The sequence below is a fragment of the Pseudomonas faucium genome, assembly GCF_021602585.1.
In the GTDB taxonomy this organism is placed as follows: Bacteria; Pseudomonadota; Gammaproteobacteria; order Pseudomonadales; family Pseudomonadaceae; genus Aquipseudomonas; species Aquipseudomonas faucium.
Genome location: NZ_BQIP01000011.1, coordinates 12925 through 29986, shown reverse-complemented (window position 1 = coordinate 29986; position 17062 = coordinate 12925). Strand labels below are relative to the sequence as shown.

Genomic DNA, 17062 nt, shown 5'->3' with positions numbered 1-17062 from the left:
AAGGAGCCTCGACAATAGGGGAAAAGTTATTTCATGGGAATAGATTGGGTTGGGGCTGGTGGGGCTTGGCTTGAGGGGTGGGGTGAGGCAGAAATCGAGCGCCGCCCGCGCGGCGCGCGATCTCAACATCACCCCGCTCCCAAGGCGAACCTCAATGCCCCGCCGACGCCGGGCCCGCCTTGGCGGTAAAGGGTGGCTTGGCCAGCCACACCAGCAGGATCAACCCCGCGAACACCCAGGTCATCAAGGTGAAGTAATCCACCGTCGACATCATGTAGGCCTGCCCGTTGAGTATCTGCTCGAGCTGCGCGTAACTCTGCGGGCTGGCCCCGCCCATGTGCTCCAGCGTGTGCCGCGTGGCCGGCTCGAATTCGCTGATGTGCTCGCTCAGGTAGGCATGGTGCTGGTCGGCGCGACGGATCCAGATCCACGTCGTCAGCGACGCGGCAAAGCTGCCGCCCAGGGTGCGCAGGAAGGTTGCCAGCCCCGAGCCGTCGGCAATCTGCTGCGGCGGCAGGTCCGACAGCAGGATGCTCAAGGTCGGCATGAAGAACAGCGCCACGCCAATGCCCATGAACAACTGCACCAGGGCAATGTGCTGGAAGTCCACCTCGCTGGTGAAGCCGGCGCGCATGTAGCAGCTGCCGCCAATCGCCAGGAACGCCAGCCCCGCCAGCACCCGCAAGTCGAAGCGGTGCGCGTACTTGCCCACGAACGGCGACATGATCACCGGCAACAGCCCGATCGGTGCCACGGCCAGCCCCGCCCAGGTGGCGGTGTAGCCCATCTGCGTCTGCAGCCACTGCGGCAGGATCAGGTTGATGCCGAAGAACCCCGCGTAGCCCCCCACCAGCACCATCGTGCCGATGCGGAAATTGCGGTGCACGAACAACCGCAGGTTGACCACCGGGTGCCGGTCGGTGAGCTCCCAGATGATGAAGATGGCCAGGAACACCACCGAAATCAGGCTGCCGACGATGATGAACGACGACTCGAACCAGTCCAGGTCGTTGCCCTTGTCGAGCACCACCTGCAAGGCACCGACACCGACGATCAGGGTCAGCAGGCCGATGTAGTCCATCGGCTGGCGGCTGGTGACCACCGGCCGCGTGCGCATCTGCTGGCGCACCACGGCGGCGGCGAACAGGCCGATGGGCACGTTGATGAAGAAGATCCACGGCCAGCTGTAGCTGTCGGTGATCCAGCCGCCGAGGATGGGCCCGGCGATCGGCGCCACCACCGTGACCATCGCCAGCAACGCCAGGGCCATGCCGCGCTTGGCCGGCGGGTAGACGGCAATCAGCAGGGTCTGGGTCATCGGGTACAGCGGCCCGGCCACCACCCCCTGCAGCACGCGAAAGCCCACCAGCTCCGGCATCGACTGGGCGATGCCGCAGAGGAAGGACGCCAGCACGAACAGCAGCGTGGCCCAGATGAACAGCTTCACCTCGCCAAAACGGCGGCTGAGCCAGCCGGTCAGCGGCAAGGCGATGGCGTTGCTCACCGCGAACGAGGTGATGACCCAGGTGCCCTGCTCGTAGCTCACCCCCAGGTTGCCGGAAATGGTCGGCAACGCCACGTTGGCGATGGTGGTGTCGAGCACCTGCATGAAGGTCGCCAGCGACAGGCCGATGGTGGTCAGCAACAGGCTCGGCGGGGTGAACTGGGCCGGGGCGTTGTCGCTCATCGCTGGGCCGTCTTGCCGGTGGCGCTGTTTTCGTGGATCAGCCGGGCGATCAACTGGTCGGCCTCGCCCAGCTGGCGGTCATACACCTGGGTGCTGTAGCTGGCCTGCTGCGGCGGTTGCTGGGCCAGGGTCGGGCCGCTCTGGTCGTGCAGGTCGACCTCGACCACGGTGGACAGGCCGATGCGCAGCGGGTGGTCCTTGAGCTGGTCGGGGCTCAGGTGGATACGCACGGGCACGCGCTGGACGATCTTGATCCAGTTGCCGGTGGCGTTCTGTGCCGGCAACAGGGCGAACGCGCTGCCGGTACCGGCGCCCAGGCTGTCGACCGTGCCGCTGTACTTGACCTCGCCGCCATACAGGTCGGCGGTGACGTCCACCGGCTGGCCGATGCGCATGTTGCGCAGCTGGGTTTCCTTGAAGTTGGCGTCGATCCACACCTCGTCCAGCGGGATCACCGCCATGGTCGCGGTACCCGGCTGCAGGCGCTGGCCAAGCTGCACGGTGCGCTTGGCCACGTAGCCTGTGACCGGCGCCACCAGGGTGGTGCGGGCGTGGTCGAGGTAGGCCTGGCGCAAGTCGGCCGCCGCCGCCATGACCTCGGGGTGCGAAGACACCACGGTGTCGTCGACCAGTGCGCTGCTGGTGTTCAGTTGCTGGCGGGCGCTGTTGACGGCGGCCTGGGCCACGGTCAGGTCATCGCGCGAATGGGAGATTTCCTCGGCAGCGATTGCGCCGCTGTCGGCCAGCACCTTGCGCCGGTTGTAGTTCTGCTGGGCCTTCTGCAGCTCGGCCTGGCGGGTTTCCAGCTGGGCCTTGAGCGAATCGACGTTGCTGTACAGGCCACGTACCTGGCGCACGGTGCGCGCAAGCTTGGCTTCGGCCGACTGCAGGGCGACTTCGCTGTCGGAGGGGTCGAACTGCAGCAGCACCTGGCCTGCATGCACCAGGTCACCGTCGTCGGCGCCGATGCTGGTGACGGTGCCGGTCACCAGCGGGGTGATTTCCACCACGTTGCCGTTGACGTAGGCGTCGTCGGTGCTCTCGTGCCAGCGCCCGACCAGGCTGTACCAGGCCCAGGTGCCTGCGCCGCCGAGCAGCACCAGCAGCAGCAGGCCGAGCAGCCAGACCTTGCGCTTGCGCGAAGGCTGCGGTGCTTCGGGGGGAGTGGAGGTGTCTGCGGGAGTGGCCATGGGGAGTACCTAGTGAATATGCGTAACAGGGTTCAACGGTCGCCGAAGCGGCGTGTCGTCAGGGGGTCGCCGGCACCGAGCAGGACCTTGGCCAGCAAGCCTTCGAGGGCCTTGAGTTCGTCAGGCTGCAGCACGCCGACCAGTTCGTTCATCGCCGCCGCGCCGATCTCCGGCAAGCGGTCGGCCAGGCGCTGGCCGTCGGCGGTCAGTGCCAGGCGCACCTGGCGGCGGTCATCGGCGCAGCGGTTGCGCAGGATCAGGCCCTTGTGCTCGAGGCGGTCGAGCATGCGGGTCATCGAACCGCTGTCCAGGCCCAGGTAGCGGCACAGCTCGGCCGGGGTGTCCACCTGGTACTGGGTGACGATGATCAACACCTTGAACTGCGCGGCGGTGACGCCCTCTGATTCGAGGTGCCAATCGAGAATGCGGTCCTTGAGGATCGCCGCCCGGCCCAGCAGCATGCCGATGGCGCAGGTCTGGAAGTTTTCCGGGGTGAAATGGGACATCGGCGGTGGGCTCGGGCAATTGTTTAAAAATATTACTGCCTAGGCAGTGAATGTCAAAGCCTTGATTAGTGGGCTAACTAAAATTTCATGGAAGGAGCGTAGTTTCCCCCAGCGCTGTAGCCGTTTAGGCGGTGGCTCTGGCCTGCGAGGGTGACCGGTGTCCCCGCCGTCTGGTTGATGGCGCTCGGCAATCGCGCGGTTCACTGGATCAGATAGCGGTTGTGTCAGTAGTTTCGATTGTGCCTAAACCTCGCAACCTGGTACGGGAGCCGCGATAGGAGGCCTTGGGTTCATTTTTCTGCCTCGGCAGCAAGGCGAATGGCCTGCAACTTGCGAAAGCTCGGCCTGAATTGAAGTTCTGGGGATCTGCTGCCGTCGGGATAGAAGAAAATTGTTCGGTTACCCTCCTGCTTTTCCCTCGGTCCCTTAGAACTCACCACAAAAGCAGAATGGAGAACGGGTTCAAAATACACACGCCGAGCCTGCAATGCCTGATATTTCACATAGATCGAACCCTCCCCTGCCAAATAGACTCTTTTTTTATAACCCCCTATAAACCCCTCATGCAGCCAAGGATAATAATCCTGCCGCAGCATCAGATCCCCTTCCACTTTTCTGTCTGCGCCGCCTCGTCCCGAATCATTTGTATCGAATATAACGACGACCCCGCCCCCTCCTCCGAAATACACACCATCGCCAAATATTTTTGGATCTTTGTACTTGACGCCAAAGGTGGCGTTGCTCAAGCGCCACTTACACGCCCCACCGCCGTCCACCGCCAACGTTGCCGTATATAAATCACTCATCCCCTGACGCGTCGAATGAATATCCATGCGTTGATAGCCATCGCGCTGATAAGGCACGCCACTCGCGGTATAGTCAGTGAAGGTGCACAGCGTCGAGCGGTACATAACCTGCATGTCATCTGCGATGAGTTCATCAGGCACCTTGATCGTCACCGTAACCTGCTCACCATTGAGTACCGGAACAAGAGCTGGATCAAGAGCGCACCCATTAACACTGACGAACACAGCCAACAGACATACATTATTTTTCTTTAGCATCTGAGCACACCTTTAGATTATGAGTGAATTCTCTCATAATAAACTGTTGAATCCGTTACACCATCGAACCTTTGCAATGCATCCTCGCCGCCTTCAGCTTTGCGCGTCACCTGTAAGGCGAGATCTAGACGACTATGCATATCGAGAAATCTGCGATTGCGTGAATATTCATCCGCAGGAATTCTCCCACTATTTTCAATCATCTGTTGCTCGAACTTTTGTCGCTGAAGCTGACGCGCCTGTATTCGTTGCGGGTTGATAGATTCCAACAACTGGTTGTGAAGATAAGGTTGATACTCAGACATGAAGTGCTTGGTGATACTTATCCGCCAACCCATCCTAGGGTTGCTATAAGGCTGGAAAAACCTGTCCCTGCCGTCCTTATCCAACGAATTGACCAAACGCTTCTGGGCTTCCTCTGCCTGCAAACTATCCGTTTCATCCAGGCTAGGCACTAGATAAAGCTTGGCTTTTTCTGGAAGCCGGTGGGAAATGGTTGTGTGGTAGGGCGCGCCCAACCCTTCTTTGTTGCGATAGGCTGGGTACTGCGACCCCCTACGCTGGACATGCTGCTCAGCCAAAAAAAACAAAGCAATTTCACCGTGATGACTAAAAGGGTCACCGTGTTTGACCACCGCGCTGATGGACAACTTCATTACCGACCAGGCAAACCCCAGGGTAGTCCCCAACGGCCCATACAATTTATACAAATTGCTATCTAGATCAGCTGCCGGGGGCACGCGCGGGACAAAATCAGAGTCGTTGACGTGTCGAAAATGAATGAGTCCACTTAAACTCTGAGCAGCCTTGAGTGTAAAAGTGCGCGGCATTCCATACGTATGAAGCAGAGGGTTGACGTCTTTCAGCGATGCTGCGTGGATCAGCGCCAAGGCGCCACCTAAGCTATGCCCACATATAAAAACTTGCTTATCCCTGGAACTTTCAGAAATTATTTCCCCCAAGTCCACTGGGTAAATTTTTCTTGCCAGTTCAAATCCATTCCTAAACCCTAGGTGTACGCGGCCTAGCTCCGTCAATTCGGGGCAAGGTACACTAGGCTCGCAACTTGCTGCGCCCTGCGGTTGAACTGGCCGAAAGGAAAGGTCGGTTATTAAATCGTCCACCCCATCTGTTTCAGTGCCTCGCCAAGCCACCAAAACCTGAGCTGCACTAATCGCGTAAAACAGCTGAGTATTACCTTCCGGTGGCACCCCTCTGGTAGTATCCAACAACTCAGCGACGGCGTAGCGCTCCTCGAAGGGAACGTCTGTGACCAAGCATGGCCAAGCTTGGCCGTTGTCCAAAACCCGCGGTGTGCGTGACAGATCTGTACATTGTCGCTCAAAAAAATCCTTGACTGAGCCCCTGTCTAAACCGGGCGATTTACTGTAAGACAAGATACTCATCAAGCCTAAGTTGTAAGCATTCGCCAAGCTGTAGTCACGCTGATGGTGAAGCACAAGAGACCATGCGCGTAAAGGACATATCTCCAGCACATGACGGCGGTTCAAGTCCTCGTAAACGACACTAAAACCTTCATAATCCGGATCCGGGAAATGGTAGACCGGTAGCGAATTTGCATCTGTCAGCGGTGGGTCGAAGATGGGGAGTTGATCGCACAATTGCCCGATGCGCAGGTAATGGTAGGCATGACCTGCGGCAAGCGCCTGGCGCTCGATCGGCGAAAAGCCTGGGCGCTGAGGGCCATGCAGAGGTGTGGGGTCGCCTAAGCCAGGGTGCGCGGGCTCAGGCCTTTTCGAACGCAGACGACGTGTCGCCAGTTGCTTGGCTAACGGATCGGCTGCCAACTTCAGGCTGATGCGAATCGGGTGCAACCCCTCCAGGCGAATTACGCCGTGGACATCACTCAACCCAGTGTATACCGGTACGCAGGCGGCGCGAGTAGCATCGCTTTCGGCGCGATAGGGCATATGCGCCAGCGGCTCACCGCGTTCATCTAGTAACTGAAACTCGAGCCAGTGCGTTTTTTGCTTTCCACAAATAACTACCTTGCTCGAGCCGAGCGTATCCGTGCGATGGAGGAATTCGTTCATGAACTTGTCACCTATTCAAAGGATTTATTGCCTTAAAGGCATCGAAGGATCACGTGTGGGTATTCCAGCACTTGGTCGAACAAAAAGTACTGGCCCTTGGCTCGCCGCGACTGAGAAAGAAGTGCTCGAAGATTTTCGAGCACTGTTTGTTTCTGTTAGTTGCGGTACTACCGGCCACGATCGCGCAGTGGCTGGCGAGACTGGAAAGTGAGCTGTCAGCAAGACCTGCGGGTGCAGGCTGAAGGCAACATTGGCCTCCCACGACCCGTTTGTGCTGGTTATGATCAAAGAAACCCCGCACCAAGGTTTGAAACTCCACTGCAGTGAAGTTTCGAACCTTGGCGCACATTTCCCATGCAGACCATCCTTCTCCATGAAAATAGATGTGTCTTACGGCGAGTGGGAATTTTGCCTACATAAAACTCCCAATTCGGCCCGGCCTTTTCGTGGGAGCAAGCCCGCTCACACAGAATCCGTGGCGCATCAACGATTAACGCCTCAGCGCCTCCACCGCGCCGCAGGCGATGGCCATGCCTACCAACTCCGCCAAGCTCTCGGCCTGCAACCGCTTCATCACCCGCCCCCGGTACAGATCCACGGTCTTCACGCTGACCCCCAAGCGCTCGGCAATCTCCCGGTTGTTCAACCCCTGCGCCAGCGGCACGAACACATCCCGCTCGCGCGGCGTCAGCCCGTCGATCCGCGCCTGCACCTGCGCCAGCGCCTGGTCGCCCTTGCGCGCCTGCCCTGCCCGCTCCAGCGCCGCCTGCACGCTGTCGAGCAGCAACTGGTCGTTGTACGGCTTTTCAATGAAATCGCAGGCCCCGGCCTTGAACGCCCGCACCACGATCGGCACATCGGCGTGGCCGCTGACGAAAATCACCGGGATCGCCAAGCCGCGCTCGCGCATCGCCTGCTGCACCGCCAAGCCGCCCAGCCCCGGCATGCGCACATCCAGCAGCACACAGGCCGGCCCGTCGTCGGCACAGGCTTCGAGAAACGCCTGGCCACTGCCGAACGCCAAGGCCTCAAGCCCCACCGACTCCAGCAGCCACACCGTCGAATCGCGCATGCCCTGGTCGTCATCGACCACATAAACCTTCGCTTGCACCCTGCCTTCTCCTTATCCCCTGCTCACTGCCAGCCGGCAGCACAGCACCAGCCCACCGGTTTCACCTGCACGCGCCCACAAGCTGCCGCCAAAGCCCTCGATCAGGCTGCGGCTCATGCTCAACCCCAGCCCAAGCCCCTCGGCCTTGCTGGTATGGAACGGCGTGAAGATCGCCTCCAGGCGCTCCGGCGCCACGCCCGGCCCCTGGTCGGCCACCTCCACCAGCACCCCGTCGCCATCGCGCACGGCGCCGAGCAGGATACGCGACGGCTGTTCGCCCTGCTGCTCGCGGTTGGCGTCGATGGCGTTGCGCAGCAGGTTGAGCAGCACTTGCTCGAGCAACACCCGGTCGGCGAACACCGCAGGCATCTGCCCGGCGATGCGCAGCTCGACACTCACTTGCTCGCGCGCCGCCTCCCAGGCGCACAGGCGCATGGCTTCGGCCACCACCTCGGCCAGGTCGACCGCCTCCAGGCGCCGCGGCCCCTTGCGCAAAAAGGCCCGCAGGCGGCGGATCACCTCGGCGGCGTGGGTGGCCTGCTCGGTGATGCGCTGCAAACCCTGGGCGACCCGTTCGCGCGCCTGCGGATCGCGCTCCAGCCCTTGCAGGTAGCGCTGGCTGGCATTGGCGTAGTTGACCACCGCCGCCAGCGGCTGGTTGATCTCGTGGGCGATGCCCGACGCCAATTCGCCCAAGGTCGCCAGGCGGGCGCTGTGGGCGAGGTTTTCCTGGGCTTCGATGCGCAGGGTGATGTCGCGCGACACGGCAACCACCTCCACCACCGCGCCGGTGTAGGTTTCGCGGATCGCCCGGCTGGCGATCTCGAACCAGCGGTAGCCACCGCTGGCATGGCGTACCCGGCAGGTCATGGTGTGGTAGCCATCCTGATCCAGTGCGGCGGCGGCCTGGCGCAGGGCCTGGCGGCGCTCACGCGGGTGCAGCAAGGCCAGCACCGGCGTGCCGCGCAGCTGCTCGGGCCACAGGCCGAGCAGGCGGTAGGCGGCCGGTGACGCATCGAGAAAGCGGCCATCGGGGCTGTGCCGGGAGATCAGGTCGGTGGTGTTCTCGATGATCAGCCGATACAGGCGCCGGGCGCGGTTGGCTTCACGGGCGGCCTGGCGCTCGTCGCTGGCCTCGCGGCAGCGGGCCAGCACCTGCTGGCCCTGGTCATCGGGGATGAACGTCCACAGCACGATGCGCTCGCCCACCTGGGTTTCCACCTCGGCAATCGCGCGGTGCTGGCGCAGGCAGGCGCGCACCAGTGCCGGGCAATTGCTGGGCAGCCAGTCGGCCAGCGGCGGGCCGCCCTGGATCAGCGCCTGCAAGGCGGGGTTGAGCGCCAGCGCGCGGGCATCGGCGGCCAGCAACAGGCTCGGTTGTGGGTCCTTGGCAAGCAAGGCAGTGGGGGTGGTTTCCACGGCAAAGGCTCTTGTTATAGTAGTTTTACTATATTGCTATAGTCGATATTCCATCTACCATAGCGGCTCGCGTAAAACTGCGACAGGGGCATGCGGCCAATCGGCGCGCTGCCCGCACCCTGAACAGAGCTAACAATCAGCCATCGGGGGCCACATGCACAGGCTGCGTGTGCCTCCTACACAGGACTTTTGCATGTCGATCTTCTCCCAGGGCCTGATGCCCGCCGCCGTCAACCATGTCGCCCTGACCCCGCTGAGCTTCATCGAGCGCACCGCTGCCGTGTACGGCAACTACCCGGCAGTGATCCACGGCGCCATCCGCCGCGACTGGCGCCAGACCTACCAGCGCTGCCGGCGCCTGGCCAGTGCCCTGGCCGGGCGGGGCATCGGCCGCGGCGACACGGTGGCGGTGATGCTGCCCAACACCCCGGCGATGCTCGAGGCGCACTTCGGCGTGCCGATGATCGGCGCCGTGCTCAATACCCTCAACGTGCGCCTGGACGCCGAAGCCATCGCCTTCATGCTGCAGCATGGCGAGGCCAAGGTGCTGATCACCGACCGGGAGTTCCACGCGGTCATCGAAGCGGCCCTGGGCCTGCTCGAACACCCGCCGTTGGTGGTCGACGTGGATGACCCTGAATATGGCGAAGGCCGCGCCGTCAGCGACCTGGACTATGAAGCCCTGCTCGCCGAGGGCGACCCGGAGTTTGCCTGGGAATGGCCCGACGACGAGTGGCAGGCGATCTCCCTCAACTACACCTCCGGCACCACCGGCAACCCCAAGGGCGTGGTCTACCATCACCGCGGCGCCTACCTCAATGCCATCGGCAACCAGATGACCTGGGCCATGGGCCACCGCCCGGTGTACCTGTGGACCCTGCCGATGTTCCACTGCAACGGCTGGTGCTACCCCTGGACCATCACCGCGCTGGCCGGCACCCACGTGTTCCTGCGCCGGGTCGACCCACAGAAGATCCTCACCCTGATCCGCGAGCACCGGGTCACCCACCTGTGCGGTGCGCCCATCGTGCTCAACGCCCTGGTGAACATGCCCGAGGCGGCCAAGGCGGCCATCGAGCACCCGGTACAGGCCATGGTCGCCGGCGCCGCGCCGCCGGCGAAGGTGATCGGCGCCGTTGAAGAAATGGGCATCCACGTCACCCACACCTACGGCCTGACCGAGGTCTACGGCCCGGTCACGGTCTGCGCCTGGCACGATGAATGGCAGGACCTGCCGCTGGAGGACCGGGCGCGGATCAAGTCGCGCCAGGGCGTGCGCTACCCGACCCTCGACGGCCTGATGGTGGCCGACCCGCAAACCCTCGAACCGGTGGCGCGCGACGGCAACACCCTGGGCGAGATCTTCATGCGTGGCAACACGGTGATGAAGGGCTACCTGAAAAACCCCGAAGCCACCGCCGAGGCCTTCCGTGGCGGCTGGTTCCACACCGGTGACCTGGCGGTGTGGCATGCCGACGGCTATGTCGAGATCAAGGACCGGCTCAAGGACATCATCATTTCCGGCGGCGAGAACATCTCCACCATCGAGGTCGAGGACGCCCTCTACAAGCACCGCGCCGTGCTGGAAGCCGCAGTGGTCGCACGCGCCGATGAAAAGTGGGGCGAAACCCCCTGCGCCTTCGTCGCGCTCAAGCCGGGGCACGAGGATACCCGCGAGAGCGACATCATCGGCTGGTGCCGCGAACACCTGGCCGGGTTCAAGGTGCCCAAGACCGTGGTGTTCGGCGAACTGCCCAAGACCTCGACCGGCAAGATCCAGAAGTACGTGCTGCGCGACCGCGCCAAAGCCCTCTGAATCCGTAGCGCCCCCATCGCCGGCACCTGTGGGAGCCGGCTTGCCGGCGATGAGGCCCGCCCACACACCCCACCTCCTTTGCCCGAGCAACCTGCCATGACCGACTACACCGCCCCCCTGCGCGACATGCGCTTCATTCTCCACGAGGTATTCCAGGGCCCTGCCCTGTGGGCCCGCCTGCCCGCCCTGGCCGAGCGCGTCGATGGCGAAACCGCCGACGCCATCCTCGAGGAGGCCGCCAAGGTCACCGCCAACCTGATCGCCCCGCTCAGCCGCAACGGCGACGAACAAGGCGTGCACTTCGACGCAGGCAACGTCACCACCCCCGACGGTTTCCGCGAAGCCTGGCGCACCTACCGCGAAGGCGGCTGGGTCGGCCTGGGCGGCAACCCCGAGTACGGCGGCATGGGCATGCCGAAAATGCTCGGCGTGCTGTTCGAAGAAATGCTCTACGCCGCCGACTGCAGCTTCAGCCTGTACTCGGCGCTGAGCGCCGGCAGCTGCCTGGCCATCGACGCCCACGCCAGCGACGCGCTCAAGGCCACCTACCTGCCGCCCCTGTACGAAGGCCGCTGGGCCGGCACCATGTGCCTGACCGAACCCCACGCCGGCACCGACCTGGGCCTGATCCGCACCCGCGCCGAGCCCCAGGCCGACGGCAGCTACCGCATCAGCGGCAGCAAGATCTTCATCACCGGCGGCGAGCAGGACCTGACCGAGAACATCGTCCACCTGGTGCTGGCCAAGCTGCCCGATGCCCCGGCCGGCGCCAAAGGCATCTCGCTGTTCCTGGTGCCCAAATACCCGGTAGCCGCCGATGGCAGCCTGGGGCCGCGCAACGCCGCGCACTGCGGCTCGATCGAACACAAGATGGGCATCAAGGCCTCGGCCACCTGCGTGATGAACTTCGACGGTGCCAGCGGCTACCTGGTGGGCGAGCCGAACAAAGGCCTGGCGGCGATGTTCACCATGATGAACTACGAACGCCTGTCCATCGGCATCCAGGGTATCGGTTGCGCCGAGGCCTCGTACCAGAGCGCCGCCCGCTATGCCAACGAACGCCTGCAGAGCCGCGCCGCAGCCGGCCCACAGGCGCAGGACAAGGCCGCCGACCCGATCATTCATCACGGTGACGTGCGGCGCATGCTGCTGACCATGCGCACCCTCACCGAAGGCGGCCGCGCCTTCGCCGCCTACGTCGGCCAGCAGCTGGACCTGGCGCGCTACGCCGAGGACGCGGGCGAGCGCGAACATGCCCAGCGCCAGGTGGCCCTGCTCACCCCGGTGGCCAAGGCGTTCTTCACCGACAACGGCCTGGAAAGCTGCGTGCTCGGCCAGCAAGTGTTCGGCGGCCATGGCTACATCCGCGAATGGGGCCAGGAGCAGCGGGTGCGCGATGTGCGCATCGCGCAGATCTACGAAGGCACCAACGGCATCCAGGCCCTCGACCTGCTGGGGCGCAAGGTGCTCGCCGACGGCGGCCAGGCCCTGGCAGGCTTTGCCGCCGAAGTGCGCGCCTTCTGCGTGGCTGCGCCGCTGCACCGCGATGCCTTGCAGGCCAGCCTGGTGCGCCTAGTGGCCACCAGCGAGTGGTTGAGCGCGCAGGTGAAGGCGGACCCCAACCTGGTCAGCAGCGTGGCGGTGGAGTACCTGCACCTGTTCGGCCTGACCGCCTACGCCTACATGTGGGCGCGCATGGCGGCGGTGGCCCAGGCCAGGCACGATGAAGAGCCGGCGTTCTATGGTGCCAAGCTTGCGGCGGCGCAGTTCTACTTCCAGCGTGTGCTGCCGCGTGGGCTGGCGTTGGAGGCGAGCATTCGTGCCGGCAGCGCCAGCCTTTATCGCATGGCGCCCGAGCAGTTCTGACTGCACTGGCCCTATCGCCGGCAAGCCGGCTCCCACAGCTGCTGCGCAGCGCTGTACCTGTGGGAGCCGGCTTGCCGGCGATAGGGCCGCGAAAGGTTCTCAAACGCGGCAATTGCATTGCACAACCGACGAAAAAACTACATAACTGATAGTCATTCGCCATTACCTCGGTTCTCGGGACCCCCTGTGCAGGGGTAGAATGCGCAAAACCCGGAGCCGCAATGAACCACGACCGCCTCAATCCCAGCCCAGACGATGCCATTACCGACGCCGCCGCGCACTGGTGCATGCGCCTGCACGCCGACGATTGCACGCCGGGCGAGCGCGAGGCCTTCGCCCGCTGGCTGGCCGCCGACCCGCGCCACGCCGAGGAATACCAGGCGATGCTGGAGATCTGGGACACCGCCGACCTGCTGCCGCGCAGCGCCACGGTGATCGACTTCAACCCGCCAGCGGCGCCGGCTGCCCGGCGCCGCAACTGGCGCCCGCTGGCATCGGCCGCGGCGCTTGCCCTGCTGGCGTTGCCGCTGGCCGCCTGGGTGGGCTGGGAACAGGGCTGGGTGCCCAACCGCTACCAGCACTTCAGCGCCAGTGACAGCACCCAGGCCGTGGAGCTGAGCGACGGCAGCACGGTCGAGCTCAACCTCAACAGCGAGCTGACCTTCCTCAACTACAAGGACCGCCGCCAGGTCACGCTCAAGCGCGGCGAGGCGTTTTTCAAGGTGCGACATGACAGCGCACACCCCTTCATCGTGCACGCAGGCCACGGCCAGACGCGCGTGACCGGCACCCAGTTCAACGTGTGGAAGTACCAGGACCAGGTCAAGGTCACCCTGGTGCAAGGCTCGGTGCTGGTCAGCAGCAATGGCAGCACCGGCGGCTACCGCCTGGGCCCTGGCATGCAGGCCAGCTACCGCACCGGCGATTTCGAGCCGCAACTGGCCCAGAGCGACGACTACGGCCACAGCCTGGCCTGGCGCAGCGGCCAGCTGGTGCTCGACAACCTGAGCCTGGAGCAGGCCCTGCCGATCATCAACCGCTACCTCGAGGCGCCGCTGCTGCTGGCCGACGAGAGCACCGGGCACATTCGCATCAGCGGCATCTACAGCACCCGCGAAGTCGGGCGCCTGGTGGACAACCTGCCCAAGGTGCTGCCGGTCTACCTGACCCGCAGCAAGGACGGCAGCACCGTCCTCAACCGCATCTCGCCCCCGCCGCGCAAGGGCTGAGCCCTTACAGGGTCATCGCCGCCAACCAGCCAAAGGCCAGCAGTGGCAGGTTGTAATGCAGGAAGGTTGGCACCACGGTGTCCCAGATGTGGTGGTGCTGGCCATCCACGTTCAGCCCCGAGGTCGGCCCCAGGGTCGAGTCCGATGCCGGCGAGCCCGCATCGCCCAGGGCACCGGCAGTGCCGACGATGCACACGGTGGCCAGCGGGTCGAAGCCCAGTTGCACGCACAACGGCACGAAGATCGCCGCCAGGATCGGCACCGTCGAGAACGACGAGCCGATGCCCATGGTCACCAGCAGCCCCACCAGCAGCATCAGCAAGGCGCCAATGCCTTTGCTGTGGTTGATCCACTGCGCCGAAGCCTCGACCAGGCTCTTGACCTCGCCGGTGGCCTTCATCACGTCGGCGAAACCCGAGGCGGCGATCATGATGAAGCCGATCATGGCCATCATCTTCATGCCCTCGGTGAACAGGTCGTCGGTGTCTTTCCAGCGCACGATGCCCGACAGCGAGAAGATCAGAAAACCCACCATGGCGCCGATGATCATCGAGTCCAGCCACAGCTGCACGACAAACGCCGAGGCAATCGCCAGCCCCGCTACCAGCAGGGTCAGCGGGTTGTACTGCACGCTCACCTGCTCCACCTGCTCGATGCGCGCCAGGTCATAGTCGCGCTTCTTGCGGTAGCTGATGAACACCGCGATCAACAGGCCGGCCAGCATGCCCGCCGCCGGGATGGCCATGGCATGGGTGACGTTGACCCCGCTCACATCGACCCCGGCGCGGGCGACGTTGGCCAGCAGGATCTGGTTGAGGAAGATGTTGCCAAAGCCCACCGGCAGGAACATGTACGGCGTGATCAAGCCAAAGGTGATGACGCAGGCGATCAGCCGGCGGTCGATGCGCAGGCGGGTCAGCACGTACAGCAGCGGCGGCACCAGCAGCGGGATGAAGGCGATGTGGATGGGCAGGATGTTCTGCGAGCACACCGCCACCACCAGCATCAGGCCGATCAGCAGCCACTTGACCTGGCCGCCGTTGGCATGGCCCTGGCGGTCGATCATGCTCAGGGCGCGGTCGGCCAGGGCATGGGCCAGGCCCGACTTGGCGATGGCCACGGCAAAGGCGCCGAGCAAGGCATACGACAACGCCACCGTGGCGCCCCCGCCCAGCCCGCCATTGAAGGCCTTGAGCGTGCCCTCGATCCCCAGCCCGCCCACCAGGCCGCCGACCAGCGCACCGATGATCAGGGCGATCACCACGTGCACCCGGGACAGGCTGAGTATCAGCATGATGCCGACAGCGGCAATCACAGCATTCATCGTTTGGTTTACCTCATGGCTGCAGACAAAAACCGCGCACTCTGAAGCAGTGGGGGGCGGATGTCAAAAGCGCCATGCTACGGCGCATTACACCGGCGCGGCCAATTTAAATTGAATGTTTGAATAAAGAAAAATTTGGGGGAACCGATATAGGGGGATGCGGGGTGCTTGGTTTGCGTTGGTTGGTGGTTTTGAGATCGAGCGCCGCCCGCGCGGCGCATCGCGGATGAATCCGCTCCTACATCTGTTGCAACGTGCCACGGTCTGTCAGGCCATGGTTGTCCGCCTTTGGTGCCCGCCGAGAAACCGCGTCGTGCCACCAAGGCTGGCAACCATGGCCTATCAGGCATAGGCACGTTGCAACAAATGTAGGAGCGGATTTATCCGCGATGCGCCGCGCGGGCGGCGCTCGATCTCAAATCCCCTAAAAACCCCAAGCCAGGCCCCTAAAATCCCACCCAGCCCTTACTGCCAGAAAAGGGATCGCCCCAATGCCTTTGCGACAACTTTCCATCCAGTGGAAGATCACCCTGCTCGCCGGCCTGTGCCTGGCCAGCATCGTCACCCTGCTCGTCGGCCTTTCCCTCTACCGCATGGACCACAGCTCGGACCTGGTCAAGGCCAGCAGCATGCAGATGCTTGGCGAAGCGGCGCAGGCGCGCATCGAGTCGCAAGGTGAAGTGCAGGCCCTGAACATCCGTCGCCAGTTCATGGACGCCTACCAGTACGGCGCAGGCTTCGCCCGCCAGGTGCTGTTCCTGCGCGAGCAGGCCGACAAACGTTTCCTCGACGCCTTCGACCTGCGCGAGGACATGACCCGCCAGGTGCGCGCCGCGCTGCAGGCCAACCCCGACCTGCTCGGCCTGTCGCTGGTGTTCGAACCCAATGCCCTGGACAGCAAGGACAGCCTGTTCGCCGGCAAGCCCGAGCTTGGCAGCAACGAAACCGGCCGCTTCGCCCTGTACTGGTCGCAACCGCGCGCCGGCCAGCTCACCGCCATGGCACTGCCCGAACACGACATGGCCAACACCGAGATCGGCCCCAGCGGCCAGCCGGCCAACACCTGGTGGGTGTGCCCGCGCAGCAGCGGCAAGGTCTGCGTGGTGGAGCCCTACTTCTATGACATCGACGGCCAGCGCGTGCTGATGACCAGCATCGTCTTCCCGCTGGCGGTCGACGGCAAGGTGATCGCCACCCTGTCCATCGACATCAACCTCAACAGCCTGCAGGCCCTGAGCCAGGACGCCAGCCGCAGCCTCTACCAGGGCCAGACCACGGTCGGCATCCTCAGCCCGGTGGGCCTGCTGGCCGGCTACAGCGCCGACGCCAGCAAGCTGGCCCAGCGCTTCGACCAGGTCGATCCGCGCAAGGGCGCGGACCTGGTGCGTGCTTTGGCCGACGGCAAGCTCACCGTTCACCATGACCAGCAGCGCCTGAAGGTGCTGGCTGCCTTCCAGCCGATCCCGGATGCGCAACCCTGGGGCGTGTTGCTGGATGTGCCGGAAAGCGCCCTGACCGGCCCTGCCGAAACCCTGAAAAAGGAGCTGGACGCGCTGAACACCAGCGGCACCCTGCTGGAGCTGGGCCTGGGCCTGGCGGCCGCGATCGCCGGCCTGCTGCTGGTGTGGCTGATGGCGCGCGGCGTGACGCGGCCGATCCTCGGCGTTGCCAGCATGCTCAAGGACATCGCCAGCGGCGAAGGCGACCTGACCCGCCGCCTGACCTACGACAAGCGCGACGAGCTGGGCGAGCTGGCCGGCTGGTTCAACCGCTTCCTGGACAAGCTGCAGCCGACC

Annotated in this window: 12 protein-coding genes and 1 pseudogene; 5 read left to right on the top strand and 8 right to left on the bottom strand. The window is 63.8% G+C overall.

Going from position 1 to position 17062, the window contains the following annotated elements:
• Positions 1-151: 151 nt before the first annotated feature.
• From L6D75_RS14755 to L6D75_RS14735, 5 genes are all read right to left on the bottom strand, one after another.
• On the bottom strand, positions 152-1687 hold the full coding sequence (locus L6D75_RS14755; protein ID WP_176517314.1) for a DHA2 family efflux MFS transporter permease subunit: 1536 nt from the start codon (positions 1685-1687) through the stop codon (positions 152-154).
• Complete coding sequence (locus tag L6D75_RS14750; RefSeq protein ID WP_176517315.1) at positions 1684-2877, bottom strand: HlyD/EmrA/EmrK family protein; 1194 nt, start codon at positions 2875-2877, stop codon at positions 1684-1686. Before L6D75_RS14750 ends, L6D75_RS14755 begins: the two co-directional genes overlap by 4 nt.
• 32 nt (positions 2878-2909) lie before the next feature.
• Positions 2910-3383, bottom strand: coding sequence for a MarR family winged helix-turn-helix transcriptional regulator (locus L6D75_RS14745; RefSeq protein WP_176517316.1), 474 nt, complete (start codon positions 3381-3383; stop codon positions 2910-2912).
• Positions 3384-3673: 290 nt separating this feature from the next.
• The gene (locus L6D75_RS14740; RefSeq protein WP_176517317.1) at positions 3674-4447 is read right to left on the bottom strand and encodes a hypothetical protein; all 774 of its coding nucleotides are present in this window, start codon (positions 4445-4447) and stop codon (positions 3674-3676) included.
• 17 nt (positions 4448-4464) lie between these two features.
• Complete coding sequence (locus L6D75_RS14735) at positions 4465-6501, bottom strand: lipase family protein (RefSeq protein WP_176517318.1); 2037 nt, start codon at positions 6499-6501, stop codon at positions 4465-4467.
• Here L6D75_RS14735 and L6D75_RS14730 point away from each other — a divergent pair.
• A complete protein-coding gene (locus tag L6D75_RS14730) occupies positions 6500-6712 on the top strand; it encodes a hypothetical protein (protein WP_176517319.1) in 213 nt (70 codons plus the stop codon). The two genes, L6D75_RS14735 and L6D75_RS14730, sit on opposite strands and share 2 nt — an antisense overlap.
• A 279-nt stretch (positions 6713-6991) precedes the next feature.
• On the opposite strand, the gene L6D75_RS14725 is transcribed toward L6D75_RS14730, so the two are convergent.
• On the bottom strand, positions 6992-7612 hold the full coding sequence (locus tag L6D75_RS14725; protein ID WP_176517320.1) for a response regulator transcription factor: 621 nt from the start codon (positions 7610-7612) through the stop codon (positions 6992-6994).
• A 12-nt stretch (positions 7613-7624) separates the two neighbouring features.
• On the bottom strand, positions 7625-9031 hold the full coding sequence (locus L6D75_RS14720; RefSeq protein ID WP_176517321.1) for a sensor histidine kinase: 1407 nt from the start codon (positions 9029-9031) through the stop codon (positions 7625-7627).
• Positions 9032-9224: 193 nt separating this feature from the next.
• Here L6D75_RS14720 and L6D75_RS14715 point away from each other — a divergent pair, with 193 nt between their 5' ends.
• From L6D75_RS14715 to L6D75_RS14705, 3 genes are all read left to right on the top strand, one after another.
• A complete protein-coding gene (locus L6D75_RS14715) occupies positions 9225-10847 on the top strand; it encodes an acyl-CoA synthetase (RefSeq protein ID WP_176517322.1) in 1623 nt (540 codons plus the stop codon).
• A gap of 96 nt (positions 10848-10943) precedes the next feature.
• A complete protein-coding gene (locus L6D75_RS14710) occupies positions 10944-12713 on the top strand; it encodes an acyl-CoA dehydrogenase C-terminal domain-containing protein (RefSeq protein ID WP_176517323.1) in 1770 nt (589 codons plus the stop codon).
• Positions 12714-12934: 221 nt separating this feature from the next.
• The gene (locus L6D75_RS14705; RefSeq protein ID WP_176517324.1) at positions 12935-13942 is read left to right on the top strand and encodes a FecR family protein; all 1008 of its coding nucleotides are present in this window, start codon (positions 12935-12937) and stop codon (positions 13940-13942) included.
• Between the two features lie 4 nt (positions 13943-13946).
• Here L6D75_RS14705 and L6D75_RS14700 read toward each other — a convergent pair whose 3' ends face one another.
• A complete protein-coding gene (locus L6D75_RS14700) occupies positions 13947-15266 on the bottom strand; it encodes a Na+/H+ antiporter family protein (protein ID WP_176517325.1) in 1320 nt (439 codons plus the stop codon).
• A gap of 491 nt (positions 15267-15757) precedes the next feature.
• Here L6D75_RS14700 and L6D75_RS27630 point away from each other — a divergent pair.
• Positions 15758-17044, top strand: a pseudogene (locus L6D75_RS27630) (methyl-accepting chemotaxis protein); the annotation flags it as partial.
• Positions 17045-17062: the final 18 nt, after the last annotated feature.

What these genes read in the sequence shown, in the direction of transcription:
- L6D75_RS14755 (WP_176517314.1), bottom strand. Translation starts at nt 1,687, where the DNA reads ATGAGCGACAACGCCCCGGCCCAGTTCACCCCGCCGAGCCTGTTGCTG.
- L6D75_RS14750 (WP_176517315.1), bottom strand. Translation starts at nt 2,877, where the DNA reads ATGGCCACTCCCGCAGACACCTCCACTCCCCCCGAAGCACCGCAGCCT.
- L6D75_RS14745 (WP_176517316.1), bottom strand. Translation starts at nt 3,383, where the DNA reads ATGTCCCATTTCACCCCGGAAAACTTCCAGACCTGCGCCATCGGCATG.
- L6D75_RS14740 (WP_176517317.1), bottom strand. Translation starts at nt 4,447, where the DNA reads ATGCTAAAGAAAAATAATGTATGTCTGTTGGCTGTGTTCGTCAGTGTT.
- L6D75_RS14730 (WP_176517319.1), top strand. Translation starts at nt 6,500, where the DNA reads ATGAACTTGTCACCTATTCAAAGGATTTATTGCCTTAAAGGCATCGAA.
- L6D75_RS14735 (WP_176517318.1), bottom strand. Translation starts at nt 6,501, where the DNA reads ATGAACGAATTCCTCCATCGCACGGATACGCTCGGCTCGAGCAAGGTA.
- L6D75_RS14715 (WP_176517322.1), top strand. Translation starts at nt 9,225, where the DNA reads ATGTCGATCTTCTCCCAGGGCCTGATGCCCGCCGCCGTCAACCATGTC.
- L6D75_RS14710 (WP_176517323.1), top strand. Translation starts at nt 10,944, where the DNA reads ATGACCGACTACACCGCCCCCCTGCGCGACATGCGCTTCATTCTCCAC.
- L6D75_RS14705 (WP_176517324.1), top strand. Translation starts at nt 12,935, where the DNA reads ATGAACCACGACCGCCTCAATCCCAGCCCAGACGATGCCATTACCGAC.
- L6D75_RS14700 (WP_176517325.1), bottom strand. Translation starts at nt 15,266, where the DNA reads ATGAATGCTGTGATTGCCGCTGTCGGCATCATGCTGATACTCAGCCTG.